Genomic DNA, 19,923 nt, shown 5'->3' with positions numbered 1-19,923 from the left:
TTTTTTGTGGGTAGATAAGCCCGCGAGCTTTGTATTGTTCCAGTCAATTAATAACTTTTTTCGCCACCTTACACTGCATCCAGTTAACGTGTCATTTTACAGCAAATATGCTAATTTCCCGCTCTTAAAATACATTTTCTAACATAATAATTACAATAATGAGCTTTCTTTTATGTGCGGTATTTCCGGTCTTTTTCGTTTAAACGCGTCGTCTAATCTTTCTGTCATCCTAAAAAACATGAACGCAACTCTTACCCATAGAGGACCAGACGATAATGGTGTTTGGGTAGAAGAGCCCGGTATTGGACTAGGCCATACCCGATTGGCGATACAAGATGTTAGTCATTCTGGGCATCAACCTATGTCTTCTTCCTGTGGGCGCTATGTGATGGTGTTCAATGGAGAGGTGTACAACTTTGAAGAGATACGTAAAGAATTAACACAGCAACGATTTAAAGGGTATTCAGACAGTGAAGTGGTGCTGTATGCGATCGCACAATTTGGCTTGGCAGAAGCCTTACGCAAGTTCAACGGTATGTTTGCACTCGCAGTGTGGGACAAGCAAGAGCAAACTTTATCACTAGCCCGTGACCGGGTGGGTAAAAAACCACTTTATTTCGGCCGTAATGCCGGCTATTTTTGCTTTGCATCAGAGTTGAAAGCGCTTAAAGCGATCCCCGGTTTTAAGCCTGAGTTAGATATGCAAGCTCTCGGACAATATATGCGCTTTAACTATATTCCTGCGCCTTATTCTATCTACAAGGGGATATACAAACTGGAGCCGGGGAGTTTTATTACACTAGGCGTTGATGCCTTAAATAGCGTACCTGATTTACTCGCACTATGTCATAAGTACTGGTCTGCGCTTGATGTCGCTGCGTATAATTTCAATCATCCTTTTGGCGGTACGCTGGGCGAGGCGCAATCACATTTGACTGGGTTGTTAGAAGATTCAACCAGACTACGCATGATATCTGATGTGCCTTTCGGCGTGTTATTGTCTGGGGGAGTTGACTCAAGTTTAGTGGCTGCAATGATGCAAAAGCAGTCATCTCGTCCGGTAAATAGTTTCTCGATTGGCTTTAGTAACAGTGATAAAGATGAAGCGCATATTGCAAAAGATATTGCTGGTTACTTGGGGACCTCTCATAACGAGCTCTACGTTAGCGGCCAAGATGCCCTAGATTTAGTGCCCGATATTGCTCAGCATTACGATGAGCCTTTCGCCGATTCATCGCAGATCCCAATGTTTATTGTTTCAAAACTTGCGCGAAGCAAAGTCACCGTAGCGCTAAGTGGTGATGGTGGCGATGAGTTATTTTATGGGTATAACCGTTATTTTAGAAATATTAAAAACTGGCAAACCAGTCAAAAAATACCTGATACCTTGAAACGTCTTCTATCCAATCAATTATATAAATTAGGTAGCAAACAAAAGCTCGGGCTGACTGCCAACAAATATGCCAATGAAATCGGTGCCATGACCGTTCTTGATATGTATATGAGCCGTATTTGTAAGTGGGTAGCACCGGAGAGTTTAATGCTTAACCCTCATGTGCCGGTGCAATATAAATTGCAGCAAGTTAATGCTTTGTCTTTGCCACACCCAGAACAGTATTTAATGCTTTATGATTATTTAACGTATTTGTGTGATGACATTTTGGTAAAGACTGATCGTGCGAGTATGGCCAACAGCTTAGAGTTGCGAAGTCCGCTATTGGATCACCGTATAACTGAGTTTGCGTGGTCGTTACCGATGTCTATGAAGTTTCAAGAAAATAAAGGCAAACACATACTCAGGCAAATTTTGGATGCACATATTCCTAACGCGTTAACCAATCATCCCAAGCATGGCTTTGGTTCTCCTGTACGTGATTGGTTGAATGGCCCACTGAACGATTGGGCTGAAGATTTACTTGCCAGAGATAGATTGCAGCAGCAGGGTCTATTTGATAGTGATAAAGTTGCAATTTTATGGCATGACTTCAAATATAAAAAGAAAAAGTACCATACCCAGTTGTGGAACATGTTGATGTTCCAATCTTGGTACCAAAGTCAATAATGTATAAAATCAATCCACGTTAACAAATGATTTTTAACGAAAATCTTAACAGTCACAATACGCCGCATTTGGTCAAGACGCTTGATTGAAAGATAAGTGTTGGTGTCTTGAGTTTAAACAGGCTGCTTTAACCCCATTAACAAAATCGCCTAACGGGAATGCTTGAACTACGTTGACTTGTATTTTTACTCTTTAAAAGAGCTGATGAGACCGAGACAGTCATATCTGCATCACGACGCCGTAGACAGCATTTGCTGGGTATTTTATTAAGAGTAGATACTTATTAGTGGGTGATGACTTAGGTTGTTTGAAAGGGTTAAATTTTACTTTGTGGCACTCTATTACGAAATGTAATTCAACATAGGTAGGGTAAGCTAGGCTTTGATTTTTATATTACCTAATGGTTTACAACAGCAGGCCAGAATTTCCCCATCATCTATATAAGCGAGTGGATCAAGCAAGTACTCAACATCGCCGTCTATCAGTTCTGTACGACACGCCCCACAAAAACCTTCTTTGCAGTGGTACTCTTTGGCGATGTTGTTATTTAGTAAGCAGTCGAGAAGATTGTTGTGAGCAAACGATAACGTTTGCTCACAAGGTATGTCTGAGTCGTATTTAACAACCGTGACTTTTTTGCACACTACAGCTCGAACTCGTCGAAGTCGTTACTACCTACTTCAGAGTCGATTTGACCAACAAGGTACGAGCTAATTTCAGATTCTTGTGGAGCGACCTGTACATTGTCTGAATTCAAATAGTTATTCATCCAAGGCAAGGGGTTGTGTTTAATGTCAAAAGGTTGACCGAGGCCAATAGCTGACATTCTATGATTAGCAATAAACTCTACATACTGACAAAGAATTTCTTTATTCAAACCGATCATTGAGCCATTTTTGAACAAATATCCAGCCCATTCTTTTTCCTGGGCGACGGCATCAAGGAATATATCTCTAGCTTGATCTCTGAACTCAAGAGCGATATCCGCCATTTCAGGATCATCTTTACCTTTTGCCCACAAATTTAAAATATGTTGTGTAGAGGTTAAGTGTAAATTTTCATCCCGAGAAATTAGGCGAATAATTTTGGAATTACCTTCCATTAATTCTCGTTCAGCGAAAGCAAAAGTACACGCAAATGACACATAAAAACGTATCGCTTCGAGGGCGTTTACTGAGTTCATACATAAAAATAATTTAATCTTTAGGGTACGCATGGTCACTATGTGTTTTTCACCATGTATGGTATGTGTACCTTCACCAAGTGTTTGCCAAAGCTGGGTGTAAAAAATCAAATCATCATAGTATTTAGATATATCTGCGGCGCGCTTTTTAATTTCCTCATTCTCTACTATGTCAGAGAAAATACTGCTTGGGTCGCCAAACAGATTACGCAAAATATGGGTGTACGATCGAGAGTGAATCGTTTCAAAAAATGACCATGTTTCAGTCCATGTCTCAAGCTCAGGAATCGAAATAATAGGTAAAAAAGCAATATTCGGACTACGACCTTGTATTGAATCTAACAAAGTTTGATATTTCAAGTTAGAGATGAAAATGTGCTTTTCAGAATCGCTTAGCTTTTGAAAATCAACCCGATCTTTACTCACATCAACTTCTTCTGGACGCCAAAAAAAGCTAATTTGCTTTTCGATCAATTTTTCAAAAATACTGTGCTTTTGTTGATCATAGCGAGCCACGTTGACCGGATTGCCAAAGAACATAGGCTCCAACAAAGGGTCGTTATTTTTTTGATTAAACGTCGTGTATTTCATGGGGGTAAATGGCCGTATTGAGTTGAATTTGCCCTTTTGCATTACGCAAAAGGGCTCACAAAGGATTAAATTTTACACGCACCGCCGGCGCAATCATCGTCTTCTTCGATAATGGCTTCTTGGGGAACAAACTTGGTTGATTTCAGTTCTTGCCCAGAGGTGTCTGTTGCCCCATCACGTGTGTTGTGGTAGTACAAGGTTTTAACACCGAGTTGATAGGCCGTCAGCAAGTCTTTTAACAACAGTTTCATGGGTACTTTTCCGCCGTCGTATTTATTTGGATCGTAACTGGTATTGGCAGAAATGGTTTGATCAACAAACTTTTGCATAATACCTGTTAACTGCAAATAACCATCGTTTGATGGTAGATCCCACAATAGTTCGTACTTGTCTTTCAAGCGCTCGTATTCAGGCACTACTTGTTTTAACACGCCATCTTTACTGGATTTGACGCTAATATGGCCACGTGGTGGTTCAATACCGTTGGTTGCGTTTGAAATTTGTGATGAAGTTTCAGACGGCATTAATGCTGACAGCGTACTGTTACGTAAACCGTATTGCTTGATATCTGCGCGTAAGCTATCCCAATCATAATGTAGAGGTTCGCTACAGATCTTGTCTAAATCTTTCTTATAGGTGTCAATCGGCATCAAGCCTTGAGAATAGGTGGTTTCGTTAAACTTCGGACAGGCACCTTTCTCTTTAGCCAAATTACATGATGCGCGCATCAAGTAATATTGCATTGCCTCAAACGTACGATGAATAAGTGCATTTGCACTGCCATCGGAATATTTGACATTATTTTTGGCGAGATAATAAGCAAAGTTAATAACACCAATACCAAGAGTACGACGACCCATAGTGGCGTTATAAGCAGCAGGCACTGGGTAATCTTGATAATCGAGTAAGTTATCTAATGCGCGGACCGCTAAATCAGCCATTTCTGCAAAGTCGTCAAGGCTCTCAATTGCCCCTAAATTAAAGGCGGACAAGGTACAAAGGGCAATTTCGCCGTTCTCGTCGTTAACATGTTCTAACGGTTTCGTCGGCAGGGCAATTTCAAGGCATAGATTGCTTTGACGGATAGGCGCTACTTTAGGATCAAATGGGCTGTGAGTATTACAGTGATCAACGTTCTGTAAGTAAATACGGCCTGTGCTCGCGCGTTCTTGCATAAACAGACTAAATAATTCTACGGCTTTAATTTGTGTTTTGCGGATACTCTCGTCTTGTTCATATTTAACGTAAAGTTCTTCAAATTTAGGTTGATCAGCAAAGAATGCGTCGTATAGTCCCGGTACATCAGATGGGCTGAACAAACTAATGTGCTGATCTTTAATCAAACGTTGGTACATCAACTTATTGAACTGCACACCATAATCTAAGTGACGAACACGGTTTTCTTCTACCCCACGGTTATTTTTCAATACCAGTAACGATTCGACTTCCATATGCCAAAGCGGGAAGAACAACGTAGCTGCACCACCGCGTACTCCGCCTTGCGAACAACTTTTAACAGCCGTTTGGAAATATTTATAAAAGGGTATACAACCCGTATGGAATGCTTCTCCACCACGAATCGGGCTACCAAGCGCACGAATACGTCCGGCATTCACTCCTATTCCAGCACGCTGACTCACATACTTAACGATGGCACTGGCCGTTGCATTGATTGAATCTAGGCTATCGCCCGCTTCAATTAATACACATGAACTGAACTGTCTGGTCGGGGTACGTACGCCCGCCATTATAGGTGTGGGTAACGATATTTTGAATTTCGACGTAGCATCATAGAAACGCTTGATGTAATCCATACGCGTGTCTTTTGGATAATCTGCAAACAAGCAGGCTGCTACTAATATATAAAGAAACTGTGCACTTTCGTATATTTCGCCAGTAACACGGTTTTGAACCAGATATTTCCCTTCAAGCTGTTTTACCGCAGCGTAACTGAAATCCATATCGCGCCAATGATCGATATAATCGTCCATTTCATTGAACTCTGCTTCGCTGTAGTCGCTTAATAAATGTTTGTCGTATTTTTGCGTTTCAACCATGTTCGAAACATGGCTGAAAAGAGCAGGGGGCTCAAATTGATCGTAAGCTTTTTTACGCAGATGAAATATGGCTAAGCGTGCTGCCAGATATTGATAATCTGGCGCCTCTGTAGAGATGAGGTCTGCTGCTGAACGGATTAATGTCTCATGAATATCCGCCGTCTTGATACCGTCATAGAACTGGATGTGCGCCTTAATTTCCACTTGAGAGACAGACACATTATTTAGACCGTTAGCAGCCCAAGTAATGACTTTGTGGATTTTTTCAAGGTCAATGCTTTCGCGCTCGCCAGTCCGCTTAGTAACGAAGAGATTGTTATTCATTTATACGCCGTTTTGATAATAGTTTTTACAAAATAATAGAAAGGATAAGGTTCATCAATTCTGTGGAAATTGTGCTTGACGAAAAGGGAAAGTTAAGATTCTTTATTTATTCTCACCGCCTTGCCAAGAAACACAAGATAGTGAGGTTTTGACGCCTTTGCAACCCCACATCTGGTGCTTTTGTAGCCGCTTAAAAGCACAAGAAATTTATGTTAGTGGAGACTCACCTAACAACACTATTCGCTTTGCGGGTATAGGGAATGCAAGATCATTTTTAGATATATTTTTTTATTAAACTTTTTTAATCGAAAAAGTCATTTGTTATAATTTCACGATATATAGTGTTGTTGTGTTTGCAAAACCACTACATATCGTGTTTGGCGCTATAAGTGTTGGAGGAGTATTTGTGGATGATCTATATACAGATCGGCATTCCAGCGATGTGATTGGTGTTCAGGACCGATATAGCCGTAGTTAGCCACTACGCTGGTCATATTTGCCGCTTTAGCCGCATCAATGTCACGTTTAGCGTCACCGATATACCATATATCTTGAGGGGCTACATCGATAATCTCGGCAGCGTGAGTAAGGGGCAACGGATGGGGTTTTCGTTTAGCCAATGTGTCGCCGCTAATCACGACTTTACAGGCATCAAATTCGGCAAAGTTGGGCAATAACAGTTCCGTCAACCATTGTGGTTTGTTAGTGACGATCCCCCAAGGAATATTAGCCTTATCAAGGCCATTTATTAGCGTTACTACGCCTTCGAATGACACCGTATCTACGCATATCTGCTGTTCATAGCGCGCCAGAAATTGGGCTTTTAGGGTGTCTATGTCATAATCAAGCAAACGGCTACCGAATCCAATCTCTAACAAACCTTGCGAGCCGTCTGACGCAATATTGCGATATACTTCGTACTCGCAGGTTGGTTGATTGTGATAACGCAATACCCAATTTAATGCGTTACCTAAATCCCGGGCGGTATCTAATAAGGTGCCGTCTAAATCGAATAAAATACCTTGGGGTTTTCCCAGCATCTTATGCGTTGCCCGTATGCTGACAATGCACAATATAATTCACGTCCACATTTTTATCGGACAAATAAAACTGTTGTGTCACTGGGCTTAAATGCAGTCCAGTCATATGTTTGGTCAAAAGTGGCGTCGTATCTATCCAATTCAATAACTCTGACGGTTTAATGAACTTGTCATGATGATGGGTATGCTTAGGCACGAGCTTTAAAATATGTTCAGCGCCGACAATCGCCATTAAATAAGATTTGATATTACGATTTAAGGTTGAAAAAAAGACCATTCCTCCAGGTTTAACTAATCGACTACATGCCTCGACGACGGAGGAGGGATCGGGCACATGTTCAAGCATTTCCATACACGTGACAACGTCAAATTCTCCACCAAACTTTTCAGCGTACTCTTCTGCTGTAGACTGCTGATAGTCGATAGACAATTCAGAATCTAAGGCATGCAAACGCGCAACCTCAAGTGGGGCTTCACCCATATCAATGCCTGTTACATCAGCACCGGCCCTGGCCATGCTTTCAGCTAGAATACCGCCACCACAACCCACATCTATGACTTTTTTAGCGTCAAGCCCTTGGGTGCGCTGCACAATATAGTCCGTTCTTAAAGGATTAATGGTATGTAACGGTTTAAATTCTCCTTCTAGGTCCCACCAACGAGATGCCAAATCGGCAAATTTTTGTATTTCTTGATGGTCAACGTTTTGCACTGAGTTCATATTGGGGTCCAAAAATTCGAGTTTCGCTATTATAGCCACCATGTATTAAAGCTGGCTAGCGCAATATATGCGGTTTTTTAGCGTCTTTGGCTACTATATGACCGGATCCTATCTATTTATTTTTTACGGTCAGTGATAGAATCCCAAGGCTCGATAGTACGAAATTCCAGAGTTAATCGTTGACTGTTATTTTGAGGCCTAGCTCAAATGCACTGACGCGGATTGTAAATTTTATGTCTAATTCTATTTCTAATAATAATGACTAGGGACAAGGCTGTATATGACTGAAAACGCCGGAGAAATTCTTCCTATTAATATTGAGGAAGAACTTAAAACCTCTTATCTCGATTATGCTATGAGTGTAATTGTAGGCAGAGCGCTGCCTGATGTAAGAGATGGCTTAAAGCCCGTGCATCGCCGGGTTTTGTTCGCTATGAACGAGCTGAAAAATGATTTTAATAAACCTTATAAAAAATCGGCTCGTGTGGTCGGTGATGTTATAGGTAAATATCACCCACATGGAGACTCGGCGGTATACGATACGATCGTACGTATGGCCCAGCCGTTTTCTTTGCGCTATATGTTGGTTGATGGTCAAGGTAATTTCGGTTCGGTTGATGGAGATTCAGCGGCGGCAATGCGTTACACCGAAATCCGCATGGCAAAAATCTCCCATGAGTTATTAGCGGATCTAGAAAAAGAAACTGTTAACTTTGTACCTAACTATGACGGTACTGAATTCATTCCTGAGGTATTACCGACTAAGGTACCCAATCTACTTATCAATGGCTCTTCTGGTATTGCCGTTGGTATGGCGACGAATATTCCTCCGCACAACTTAACCGAAGTAGTGAACGGCTGTATCGCATTAATCGATAAGCCTGAGCTTACAATCGAAGAGTTGATGGAGTATATCCCAGGCCCTGATTTCCCAACCGCTGCTTTTATTAGTGGTCGTAAGGGAATTGAAGAAGCCTACCGTACAGGTCGTGGCAAAATCTACATGCGCGCGCGTGCTGAAGTAGAGCGTGAAGACAATGGTAAAGAAACTATCATTGTTCATGAAATTCCTTATCAGGTTAACAAAGCGCGATTGATCGAAAAGATTGCTGAGCTGGTAAAAGAGAAAAAAATTGAAGGTATCTCTGCCCTGCGTGACGAGTCTGATAAAGACGGTATGCGTATCGTTGTCGAAGTTAAGCGCAATGAATCTGGTGAAGTACTGCTGAACCACCTGTATTCACAAACACAAATGCAAACTGTGTTTGGGATTAACATGGTGGCACTGGATAAAACCCAGCCGAAAATTTTCAACTTGCTAGAAATTTTGCAAGCATTCGTACTGCACCGCCGTGAAGTCGTAACACGCCGAACCGTTTTCGAACTGAAAAAAGCCCGTGAGCGCGCACACATTCTTGAAGGTCTGGCGATTGCTCTCGTTAACATAGATCCTATAATTGCCCTTATTAAAGCCTCGAAAAGTCCTTCAGAAGCAAAAGTTGCTTTGACGGCTCAAGGCTGGCAGTTAGGTGATGTAGCCGACATGCTTGAGCGTGCAGGTAATGACGCAGCTCGTCCAGATTGGTTAGAGCCTGAATACGGTATACGTGATGGTTTGTATTTCTTAACTGAGCAGCAAGCTCAAGCGATCCTTGATCTTCGATTGAATAAATTAACGGGCCTCGAGCACGAAAAAATTCTTTCTGAATACAAAGAGTTATTAAACGTCATTGCAGAGTTACTACATATATTAGGTAGCGCTGAACGTTTGATGGAAGTTATTAGAGAAGAGCTTGAGAAAATACGTGATGAATTTGGCGATGCTCGTCGAACTGAAATTACCGCTGCATCTCATGATATCGATATCGAAGATCTTATCGAGCGTGAAGAAGTGGTTGTTACACTTTCACGTGAAGGTTACGTTAAATACCAGAAACTAAACGATTACGAGTCTCAGCGCCGTGGTGGTAAAGGTAAATCAGCGACTAAGATGAAAGAAGAAGATTTCATCGAAAAATTATTAGTTGCTAACACGCATGATCATATTCTGTGCTTCTCAACCCGTGGCCGTTTATATTGGTTGAAGGTCTATCAGTTGCCATTGGCAAGTCGAAATGCCCGTGGTCGTCCAATTGTGAATATATTGCCGTTGGAAGCAAACGAACGTATTTACCGCCATTTTGCCGATCAAAGAGTTTGAAGAAGGCAAATACGTGTTAATGGCGACAGCAAACGGTACAGTGAAGAAAACAGCGTTTAAGCCAATATTCACGTCCACGCGCTAACGGTATTATTGCTGTTAACTTGAATGATGGAGATGAACTAATTGGTGTAGATATCACTGACGGTAGCAGCGATATCATGTTGTTCTCTGATGCGGGTAAAGTGGTACGCTTTAATGAAAAAGCACGAGATTCAGAAACTGGCGCTGTGAAGCTTGATCCAGAAACAGGCGAAGAAATATTAGCGCTTCGACCTATGGGTCGTACGGCAACTGGTGTTCGTGGTATTCGTTTGAAAGATGACCAGAAAGTCGTGTCGTTGATTGTACCTCAAGGTGATGGCGCGATATTAACCGCTACCGAAAACGGTTTCGGAAAACGTACCCCAGTTGAAGATTACCCAGCGAAGAGCCGTGCTACCCAAGGTGTGGTATCAATCAAGGTTTCTGAGCGTAACGGTAAGGTTGTTGGTGCAGTTCAGGTCAATGAAAGCGATGAAATTATGCTTATAAGTGATCAGGGCACATTAGTACGCACCCGTGTTAGTGAAGTATCTACTGTAGGTCGTAACACCCAAGGCGTACGTTTAATACGCACTGGCGAAGACGAGCACGTTGTAGGCCTTCAGCGCATCGATGAAATTGAAGAGTTAGAAGAAGATTTAGAGGCGTTAGTCGAAGGTGACGAAGCAATCGAAATCGAAGCTACAGATGTGGATAATACCACGGATGAAGATCCTCAAAACGAAGAGTAAAGCCAGTAGATGATGAAGTAAGCTACGTGTTTACTTCATCTACCTATAGTTTTTTAAAACGAGCGGCTTAGCCGCTCTTTTTGTATCGGAAAAGATAATGACCAAGGTTTATAATTTTTGCGCCGGACCGGCAATGTTACCCGAAGCTGTTATGCAGCAAGCTCAAAGCGAATTCATTAACTGGCAGAACCAAGGTTGTTCAGTGATGGAAATGAGTCACCGTAGTAAAGAATTTATTGCGCTGGCCGAAACCGCAGAGCAAGATTTACGCGACTTACTGGCTATTCCAGACAACTATAAAGTGTTGTTTACCCATGGTGGTGGCCGTGGTCAGTTTTCTGCTGTTCCTCTTAACTTATCAAGTGAACATGACAGTGCTGATTATGTTGTAAGTGGTTCGTGGTCGAAAAGTGCTGTCGATGAAGCGCAAAAATACGTCGATGTGAATGTGGCAGCTACCACGACTATCCAAGATGGTTTAGTGGTTATGCAAACACAAGCCAATTGGAAGTTAAACCCAGATGCCGCTTATGTGCATTATTGCCCGAACGAAACGGTAGACGGTGTTGAAATCAATTGGATCCCCGAGACAGGCGATATTCCTCTGGTGGCAGATATGTCATCCAATATCCTTTCTCAGCCTATTGATGTCAGTAAGTTCGGGGTCATCTACGCTGGTGCTCAAAAGAACATTGGTCCGTCAGGTTTGTCGGTCGTTATCGTGCGCGACGACTTATTAGAAAAAGCCAGAGATGTAACGCCTTCAATCTTTGATTATACAGTCATTGCTAAACATGACTCGATGTACAATACCCCACCGACCTTTGCTTGGTACCTAGCTGGATTAGTTTTTAAGTGGTTAAAAGAGCAGGGCGGTGTTGAAGCCATGGCTGAGCGTAACTTAGCTAAGTCACAACTGTTGTACTCTTGTATTGATGACTCCGGTTTCTATACTAATAATGTTGCGCCAGAATACCGTTCACGCATGAACGTGACATTCCATTTACCTGATGCTGAACTTGATAAGCAGTTTTTGGCAGATGCAGAAGTTGCAGGTTTAAAAGCGCTTAAAGGTCACCGTATTGTCGGTGGAATGCGTGCCAGCATTTATAACGCGATGCCAATTGAAGGCGTGCAAGCACTAGTTAACTTCATGCAAGATTTTGCTAAAAGGAATCGCTAATATGAGCCGTTCAGCACCGCTTTTACTCAATCCTATTTCTGCCATAGCGGGAACGGTAAATGTACCAGGCTCTAAAAGCTTGTCTAATCGTGCATTGCTTCTCGCGGCGATAGCAAAGGGTGAAACGCATCTGACTAATCTGCTTGATAGCGACGATATTCGGCACATGCTGAAAGCATTAACTCAGTTGGGAGTGAATTATCGCTTATCCGACGATAAAACCCAATGCTGGGTAAAGGGCTTAGGTCAAGCCTTTGGGGTTAGAAAACTAGAGACCTTGTTTTTAGGTAATGCAGGAACGGCCATGCGCCCCCTGTGCGCGGTACTAGCGACCTCAGAAGGGGAGTTTGATCTGACGGGCGAGCCTCGTATGGAAGAGCGGCCCATCGGTGCGTTGGTTGATTCATTGCGCCAGGCTGGCGCTGATATCACATATTTGAAAAACGAAGGCTACCCACCGTTAAAAATCAAAGGCGCAGCGCTCAACGGTGGCAAGATAAGTGTTGAAGGTACGGTATCTAGTCAGTTTTTAACCGCACTATTGATGGCTGCACCTTTATTTCAAAATGACACCGAAATCAATATTGTAGGCGAGTTAGTGTCTAAACCGTATATTGATATTACGTTAAACACCATGGCGCAATTCGGTATAAACGTTGAAAATAACAATTATCAGCGTTTCAACGTTAAAGGTAACCAACAGTATCAAGCTGCAGGCGACTTTTTAGTAGAAGGCGATGCCTCATCTGCATCGTATTTTTTAGCTGCGGGCGCTATTAAAGGCGGCACAGTACGTGTTACTGGTGTAGGTAAAAATAGTATTCAAGGTGATATCCGTTTTGCTGATGTTCTTGAAAAAATGGGCGCTAAAATCACCTGGGGTGATGATTATATTGAGGTAGAAGGCGCGTCTCTGAATGCAGTCGATATGGATATGAATCATATTCCTGATGCCGCGATGACCATTGCCACAACTGCACTATTCGCGAAAGGGACGACGTCTATCCGAAATATCTATAATTGGCGTGTCAAAGAAACTGATCGCTTAGCTGCAATGGCCTGTGAGTTACGCAAAGTCGGAGCAGAGGTTATAGAAGGACATGACTATATAACCATCACACCACCAAGCCAGTTAATTGAAGCGGCTATAGATACCTATGACGACCATCGGGTAGCAATGTGTTTCTCGTTAGTTGCGTTAAGTGATACGCCAGTTACCATTAATGACCCTGATTGTACTGCTAAAACCTTTCCAGATTATTTTGCTCGCTTAAAGCAAATCAGTGCATAAATTAATAACCGCTGTAAATATCACATTTTATTTACAGCGGTCACATAATTGTAAACTTGCTTACATTGCTTATCTAAATCCAATGGGTATAATTGCGCGCGATTTTCATTAGCTCAGGAGAGAGCATGCAAGTATTTCCCGTTATCACAGTAGACGGCCCGAGTGGAGCAGGTAAGGGAACCGTCAGTACCTTGCTGGCTAATCGTTTAGGTTGGCATTTCCTCGATAGCGGTGCGATATATCGCGTTTTGGCTATCGCTTCTATCCACCATCAAATCGATCCTAGCGACGAAGCAGGCTTGTTACCACTGGCATCCGGTCTTGACGTTAACTTTGAACCTGCGGAGTTTGGCTGTAAAGTTATTCTTGAAGGCGAAGATGTTAGCGACGATATTCGGACCGAAGAAGTGGGCGCTGTTGCTTCTAAAGTGGCGTCATTGCCAACAATTCGCGAAGCGCTACTTCGTCGTCAACGCGCTTTTAAGGCCTCGCCAGGTTTAGTGGCAGATGGACGCGATATGGGAACCATTGTGTTCCCAGAAGCTGAGGTAAAGATTTTCTTAACCGCTAGTGCCCAAGAGAGAGCCAGTCGAAGATTTAAGCAGTTGAAAGAAGCTGGGCATGATGTTAGCATATCGCGCCTTTTGGCTGACATCGAAGCCCGTGACGATCGCGATTCAAATCGTAGCGTAGCGCCGTTAGTGCCAGCAAAAGATGCTCTTATTATTGATTCTACAGAATTAAATATAGAGCAAGTGCTTGAAAAAATTAACGAATTTGCCAATTTGAAAATAGCTATTTAGTTTCCAAATTATTAAGTTCACTTTGTAGACTGCCCAACATCAGGATGAAGTTGGCAATGAATAACAACCCCACGTTAGCCGGATTGCAGTGTGGATGTCAAAATGAAACAATTAATCTAACTATGACTGAAAATTTTGCTCAACTATTTGAAGAAAGCTTAAAAGAAATCGAAACCCGTCCAGGTGCCATTGTTAAAGGTACTATCGTATCTATCGATAAAGACATCGTTTTAGTAGACGCAGGTTTGAAATCTGAAAGCGCTATCCCAGCGGAACAATTTCGCAATGCAGACGGCACATTAGAAGTTGAAATCGGAGATGTAGTTGACGTTGCACTTGATGCAATCGAAGACGGTTTCGGTGAAACAATCTTGTCGCGCGAAAAAGCTAAACGTCACGAAGCCTGGGTTGAGCTAGAAAAAGCTTACGATGACAAAGAAACGATCAAAGGTGTTATCAATGGTAAGGTCAAAGGTGGCTTTACGGTTGAAGTGAATACAGTTCGTGCATTCTTACCTGGTTCATTAGTAGACGTACGTCCAGTACGTGATACTACTCATCTTGAAGGTAAAGAACTGGAATTCAAAGTTATCAAGCTTGATGCTAAGCGCAACAACGTTGTTGTATCACGTCGTGCGGTTATTGAAGCAGAAAGCAGCGCAGAGCGCGATCAACTTCTTGCTAACCTTGAGGAAGGTCATGAAGTTAAAGGTATCGTTAAGAACCTTACAGATTACGGTGCGTTCGTTGACCTTGGTGGTGTTGATGGTCTTCTACACATTACTGATATGGCTTGGAAACGCGTTAAGCACCCAAGCGAAATCGTTAATGTTGGTGATGAAATCAACGTTAAAGTACTTAAGTTCGACAAAGAAAAATCTCGCGTTTCATTAGGTATGAAACAGATGGGCAACGATCCTTGGCAAGAAATTGCAGAACGTTACCCTGAAGGTTCTAAATTGAGCGGTGCAGTTACAAACTTAACTGACTACGGTTGTTTTGTTGAAATTGAAGATGGTGTTGAAGGTCTAGTTCACGTATCTGAAATGGATTGGACTAACAAAAACATTCACCCATCTAAAGTTGTTAACTTGGGTGACACTGTTGAAGTTATGGTTCTTGAAATTGACGAAGAACGTCGTCGTATTTCTCTTGGTCTTAAACAATGTAAACCTAACCCTTGGGAAGAGTTTGCTAAAGCACAGAGTAAAGGCGACAAAGTTAGCGGTAAGATTAAATCTATCACTGACTTCGGTATCTTCATCGGTCTTGATGGCGGCATCGACGGCTTAGTACATTTATCTGACATTTCTTGGAATAAGACTGGCGAAGACGCTGTTCGTGAATACAAGAAAGGCGATGAAATTTCAGCTGTTGTTTTACAAGTTGACCCAGAGCGCGAGCGTATCTCTCTAGGTGTTAAACAGATTGAAGAAGATCCGTTTAATCAATATCTGACAGATACTAAGAAAGGTACTATTGTTATCGGTACTGTTACTGAAGTTGACGCGAAAGGCGTAACTGTTAAACTTGCAGAAGAAGTTGAAGGTTATATCCGCGCTACTGACTTGGCTCGTGAACGTGTTGAAGATGCATCAGAAGTTGCATCTGTAGGCGACGAAATCGAAGCTAAATTCATGGGCGTTGACCGTAAGAATCGCATCGTTAACTTGTCTGTTAAAGCGAAAGATCAAGCAGATGAGAAAGAAGCACTTGACAAAGTTAACCAACAAGAAGATGTTGGGTTTGCTAACGCATTTGCAGAAGCCTTTAAAGCGGCGAAGAGCGAAGATTAATCAGCTTAGGTGCGCGTTATGCGCACCGTTAGATTTTTCACAACGTACTTAAATATTGAAGGAGAGTTTTAATGACAAAGTCAGAACTTATCGAAAGACTAGCGGATAAAGCCCGTCACGTACCTTCAAGAGACGTTGAGTTGGCTATTAAGGAAATGTTAGAGCAAATGGCGCAAACCTTACAAAAAGGCGAGCGTATCGAAATCCGTGGATTTGGAAGTTTTTCTCTACATTACCGAGCACCTCGAGTAGGTCGTAACCCTAAAACCGGTGAAACGGTGGAGTTAGATGGTAAACATGTACCTCACTTTAAACCGGGTAAAGAATTACGAGAGCGAGTCAACGAAGATTTAATTGCTTGATTTATCTATAAATCATTAAAACGGCACTCCAATTGGGGTGCCGTTTTTGTTAGAGTGTAGTAAATTATAAGTAACTGCTAGCGAAGCTCGATTAAAAATACAATTAAGCGCTTCTACCAGTCAATATTCCAATTCGAAAGCCCAATTAGGAGGCAAATAAGTATGAAGTTCAAGGGATTACTATCTCTTATTGCTGTATTAGTCTTACTGTTAATTGGTGGTTTTATTGGTTCTCAAAACACCCACAGTGTAACGGTTAACTATATAGTAGCCCAAAGCGAGCTGCGGGTTTCCGTGCTCATGTTGATCCTCTTTTTGTGTGGAGCGGTGCTCAGTACAGTGATATTCCTGTTGTACACGTTACGATTGAAGTGGCGGGTAGCAAGCTTGGAGCGTCAGCTTAAAAAATCTAATCGCGTTGATAATTCTTAATTATGCTTGAATTGCTCTTTTTACTATTGCCCGTGGCCGCCGGTTATGGATGGGTAATGGGGCGTAACAGTGTCCGTCAAGCACAGCGTAAGCAATCCAGTATTTTGTCTAAGCACTACTATAAGGGATTAAATTTTCTTCTTTCGGATGAGCCTGATAAGGCTGTTGATACGCTTATTAAAATGATCAACCTTGATAGTGATACGGTTGAAACCCATATTGCTATGGGCAAGTTTTTCCGTCATCGCGGTGAGTTAGATCGCGCCATACGTGTGCACCAAAACTTAGTAAGTAAAGAACAAATTTCTCCTACCCAGCGTGAATCCGCCCTTAAAGAACTAGGCAAAGACTATGTGTTGGCGGGGTTTTTAGAGCGCGCTGAAAATGCATTTCTGCAATTACTTAATTCGGACAAACATTTTCTTGATGCTCAGCAACAATTATTTGATATCTATCAGGCCACTAAAGAGTGGGGCCGAGGTATAGAACTCGCTGAGAACATGATGGAAAATAACGGCGATAGTGATGAATTATGTATTCGCATCTCGCATTTCTACTGTGAGCAAGCTGCTATCTATGTTCGTAAAGACGAAATTAATCTCGCAGAAAAGAACTTACAAAAAGCCATTATGGCAGACCAGAATACGGTTAGACCTTGGTTAATGCTTGGGCAGATTGCGATAAGCCAAAAGCAATACCAAACAGCGATCGAGTACCTACAGCAGATACCCCTCAGAGATATTTCTTGGCTTAGTGAAGCAGTCCCACTAATAGAGCAAAGTGCAGAAGCGCTTGGAGATATGACTCAGTTAGAAAAAATTCTAGATGAGTATTGGCAGCAATGCGCTACGTCGTATTTAGCTAAAGTTAATTTGATGGCCCGCAAGGGAATGACCAAAGAAGCGGCGGATGTATTGTTACAACAATTACGTCAGCATCCGACTATGAAAGGGTTTAAAACGCTCATGGGCTTGTATATTGAACAGCAAGCCCCCTCTGATTCTATGAATGGCTTAGTACTATTAAAAGGACTAGTAGAAGAGCAAATCAATCAGCGCCCCAAATATCGTTGTCATAGTTGTGGCTTCTCTGGAAGACAGATTCATTGGCTGTGTCCTTCCTGTAAAAAATGGGGACAGGTTAAACCGATTAAAGGCTTAGACGGAGAGTAAGAGTTAATGCAAGATCCTAAAGTGGTTATCGCCCTCGATTTTGATGTAAAAAAAGAAGCGTTAGATTTTGTAGATAAAATAGACCCGTCTCAGTGTCGCATAAAAGTAGGCAAAGAAATGTTCACCTATTTTGGTCCTGAATTTGTTCGAACCTTAGTCGCTAAAAAATTTGATGTATTCCTCGACCTTAAATTTCATGATATCCCTAATACCGTTGCTAAGGCTTGTATTGCGGCAGCTGATTTAGGTGTATGGATGGTTAACGTGCATGCATCTGGCGGTGAGAAAATGATGTCATATGCAAAAGATGCATTGCTTCAATTTGGATCTGACAAACCTCATCTTATTGCTGTAACAGTATTAACGAGTATGGACCAACACCAATTGAAACAAATTGGCATTGATTCAACTCCTATGGAACATGTGCTAAAACTTGCCTCATTGACTAAGCAGGCTGGCTTAGACGGCGTTGTATGCTCTGCTCAAGAGGCTGAAGTATTAAAACAAACCTTGGGCAAAGATTTTATGTTAGTAACGCCAGGTATTCGTCCAATAGGTTCAGATGTGGGAGATCAAAAGAGAGTGATGACACCTCAGGAAGCTATACGGGTTGGGGTGGATTATATGGTGATTGGTCGCCCGATAACTCAAGCAGCAGACCCCGTTGCAGCCTTAAAATCGATAAATGCTTCCATCATTTAGCAAGCAAACTAGTTGAACTTTTTTTAAAGACTAAAAAGGGCACTTATGAGTGCCCATTTTTATATCAGTAAGACAGAGTCTTAACTTAAGCGTTTAAGGCTGTTTTCGGGTCGGTGTAAGTCAAGCCTAAAGATTTTCCTAACGCATCAACAACCGCTTTATAAGTCACTTTGCCTTCATGTACATTCAAACCGTTTAATAGATGAGCGTCATCTAACATAGCCTGCTTCGGTCCTTTATTTGCAAGTGCAAGTCCGAAGGGTAGGGTGGCGTTGTTTAATGCCATAGTTGAAGTGCGTGCTACGCCGCCTGGCATGTTCGCCACGCAGTAGTGTACAACACCATCTACGATGTAAACGGGATCTTGATGAGTCGTTGCTTTTGATGTTTCGAAACAACCGCCTTGATCGATTGCTACATCTACTACAACCGAACCTTCTTTCATGTTCTTAACATGTTCAGCGGTTAGCAATTTAGGTGCGGTAGCGCCTGGCACCAATACAGCGCCCACCACTAAATCAGCCTTAGAGGAGTAATGCTCAATTGCATCAACAGTAGAAAATACCGTCTTAACACGACCGTCAAAAATGTCATCTAATTCACGTAAACGCGGTAAAGAACGGTCTAAAATAGTCACATCAGCGCCTAAGCCTAAAGCCATTTTAGCGGAGTTTGTACCGACCACACCACCACCGATAATAAGCACTTTACCAGGCGCAACACCAGGTACGCCACCGAGTAACGTACCGCTACCGCCTTGCGCTTTTTCTAAATAATGTGCGCCTGCTTGAACGGCCATACGTCCAGCTACTTCGCTCATCGGTGCCAATAGAGGCAATGCGTTGCGGTTATCGGTTACGGTTTCGTACGCGATACAAGTGGCACCGGATTCAATTAATAACTGAGTTTGTTTTGCATCAGGAGCAAGGTGCAAATAGGTATATAATGTTTGGCCTTTGCGTAACATTTTACATTCAATTTCTTGAGGTTCTTTAACCTTGATGATCATTTCAGCTTTTGCGAAAACGGTCGCTGCATCAGGTGCAATTTCTGCACCCGCTGCAATATATTCTTCGTTCGGAAAGCCAATTGACGTACCAGCATCATCTTGGACCAACACTTGATGGCCGTGAATAATAAATTCTTTTACTGCTGCAGGCGTTAATCCTACACGGTATTCATGATTTTTAATTTCTTTCGGTACACCAATTAGCATAAATAAACCTTC

Annotated in this window: 15 protein-coding genes and 1 pseudogene; 10 read left to right on the top strand and 6 right to left on the bottom strand. The window is 42.2% G+C overall.

Going from position 1 to position 19,923, the window contains the following annotated elements; all coding sequences use genetic code 11:
* The first annotated feature begins 172 nt into the window (after window positions 1-172).
* A complete protein-coding gene (asnB, locus tag GQR89_RS11975; protein ID WP_158770262.1) occupies window positions 173-2,062 on the top strand; it encodes an asparagine synthase (glutamine-hydrolyzing) in 1,890 nt (629 codons plus the stop codon).
* Between the two features lie 374 nt (window positions 2,063-2,436).
* Here the strand turns inward: asnB and yfaE are convergent, their stop codons facing one another.
* From yfaE to ubiG, 5 genes are all read right to left on the bottom strand, one after another.
* Complete coding sequence (yfaE, locus tag GQR89_RS11970; RefSeq protein WP_158770261.1) at window positions 2,437-2,706, bottom strand: class I ribonucleotide reductase maintenance protein YfaE; 270 nt, start codon at window positions 2,704-2,706, stop codon at window positions 2,437-2,439.
* Window positions 2,706-3,836 carry a class Ia ribonucleoside-diphosphate reductase subunit beta gene (nrdB, locus tag GQR89_RS11965; RefSeq protein WP_158770260.1) on the bottom strand — a complete coding sequence of 377 codons (1,131 nt, stop codon included), beginning with the start codon at window positions 3,834-3,836 and terminating at the stop codon, window positions 2,706-2,708. The genes yfaE and nrdB overlap by 1 nt, the downstream gene beginning before the upstream one ends.
* Before the next feature lie 65 nt (window positions 3,837-3,901).
* Window positions 3,902-6,217, bottom strand: a complete 2,316-nt coding sequence (gene nrdA, locus GQR89_RS11960; RefSeq protein ID WP_158770259.1) for a class 1a ribonucleoside-diphosphate reductase subunit alpha — start codon at window positions 6,215-6,217, stop codon at window positions 3,902-3,904.
* Window positions 6,218-6,600: 383 nt separating this feature from the next.
* Window positions 6,601-7,257, bottom strand: coding sequence for an HAD family hydrolase (locus GQR89_RS11955; RefSeq protein ID WP_158770258.1), 657 nt, complete (start codon window positions 7,255-7,257; stop codon window positions 6,601-6,603).
* Window position 7,258: 1 nt separating this feature from the next.
* Complete coding sequence (gene ubiG / locus GQR89_RS11950) at window positions 7,259-7,978, bottom strand: bifunctional 2-polyprenyl-6-hydroxyphenol methylase/3-demethylubiquinol 3-O-methyltransferase UbiG (RefSeq protein ID WP_158770257.1); 720 nt, start codon at window positions 7,976-7,978, stop codon at window positions 7,259-7,261.
* 280 nt (window positions 7,979-8,258) lie between these two features.
* Here ubiG and gyrA point away from each other — a divergent pair.
* The 9 genes and pseudogenes from gyrA to pyrF all read left to right on the top strand — a co-directional run bounded on the left by gyrA (window position 8,259) and on the right by pyrF (window position 18,695).
* Window positions 8,259-10,954 (top strand): annotated as a pseudogene (gyrA, locus tag GQR89_RS11945) (DNA topoisomerase (ATP-hydrolyzing) subunit A).
* A gap of 97 nt (window positions 10,955-11,051) precedes the next feature.
* The gene (gene serC, locus GQR89_RS11940; RefSeq protein WP_158770256.1) at window positions 11,052-12,137 is read left to right on the top strand and encodes a 3-phosphoserine/phosphohydroxythreonine transaminase; all 1,086 of its coding nucleotides are present in this window, start codon (window positions 11,052-11,054) and stop codon (window positions 12,135-12,137) included.
* A 1-nt stretch (window position 12,138) separates the two neighbouring features.
* Complete coding sequence (gene aroA, locus GQR89_RS11935) at window positions 12,139-13,428, top strand: 3-phosphoshikimate 1-carboxyvinyltransferase (RefSeq protein ID WP_158770255.1); 1,290 nt, start codon at window positions 12,139-12,141, stop codon at window positions 13,426-13,428.
* A gap of 125 nt (window positions 13,429-13,553) precedes the next feature.
* Complete coding sequence (gene cmk, locus GQR89_RS11930) at window positions 13,554-14,231, top strand: (d)CMP kinase (protein WP_158770254.1); 678 nt, start codon at window positions 13,554-13,556, stop codon at window positions 14,229-14,231.
* Window positions 14,232-14,353: 122 nt separating this feature from the next.
* The gene (rpsA, locus tag GQR89_RS11925) at window positions 14,354-16,027 is read left to right on the top strand and encodes a 30S ribosomal protein S1 (protein ID WP_158772242.1); all 1,674 of its coding nucleotides are present in this window, start codon (window positions 14,354-14,356) and stop codon (window positions 16,025-16,027) included.
* Window positions 16,028-16,098: 71 nt separating this feature from the next.
* Window positions 16,099-16,389, top strand: coding sequence for an integration host factor subunit beta (gene ihfB / locus GQR89_RS11920; protein WP_006991151.1), 291 nt, complete (start codon window positions 16,099-16,101; stop codon window positions 16,387-16,389).
* Between the two features lie 162 nt (window positions 16,390-16,551).
* Entirely contained in the window at window positions 16,552-16,821 is a 270-nt protein-coding gene (locus GQR89_RS11915; RefSeq protein WP_158770253.1) for a LapA family protein, read from the top strand.
* 2 nt (window positions 16,822-16,823) lie between these two features.
* Window positions 16,824-17,993: a lipopolysaccharide assembly protein LapB gene (gene lapB, locus GQR89_RS11910; RefSeq protein ID WP_158770252.1), complete on the top strand. Its 1,170-nt coding sequence runs from the start codon at window positions 16,824-16,826 to the stop codon at window positions 17,991-17,993.
* A gap of 6 nt (window positions 17,994-17,999) precedes the next feature.
* Window positions 18,000-18,695: an orotidine-5'-phosphate decarboxylase gene (gene pyrF, locus GQR89_RS11905; protein ID WP_158770251.1), complete on the top strand. Its 696-nt coding sequence runs from the start codon at window positions 18,000-18,002 to the stop codon at window positions 18,693-18,695.
* Window positions 18,696-18,780: 85 nt separating this feature from the next.
* On the opposite strand, the gene ald is transcribed toward pyrF, so the two are convergent.
* Entirely contained in the window at window positions 18,781-19,911 is a 1,131-nt protein-coding gene (ald, locus tag GQR89_RS11900) for an alanine dehydrogenase (protein WP_158770250.1), read from the bottom strand.
* Between the last annotated feature and the right edge of the window lie 12 nt (window positions 19,912-19,923).

Source organism: Paraglaciecola sp. L1A13, from assembly GCF_009796745.1.
In the GTDB taxonomy this organism is placed as follows: domain Bacteria; phylum Pseudomonadota; class Gammaproteobacteria; order Enterobacterales; family Alteromonadaceae; genus Paraglaciecola.
This window is presented reverse-complemented; position numbering and strand designations above follow the sequence as displayed.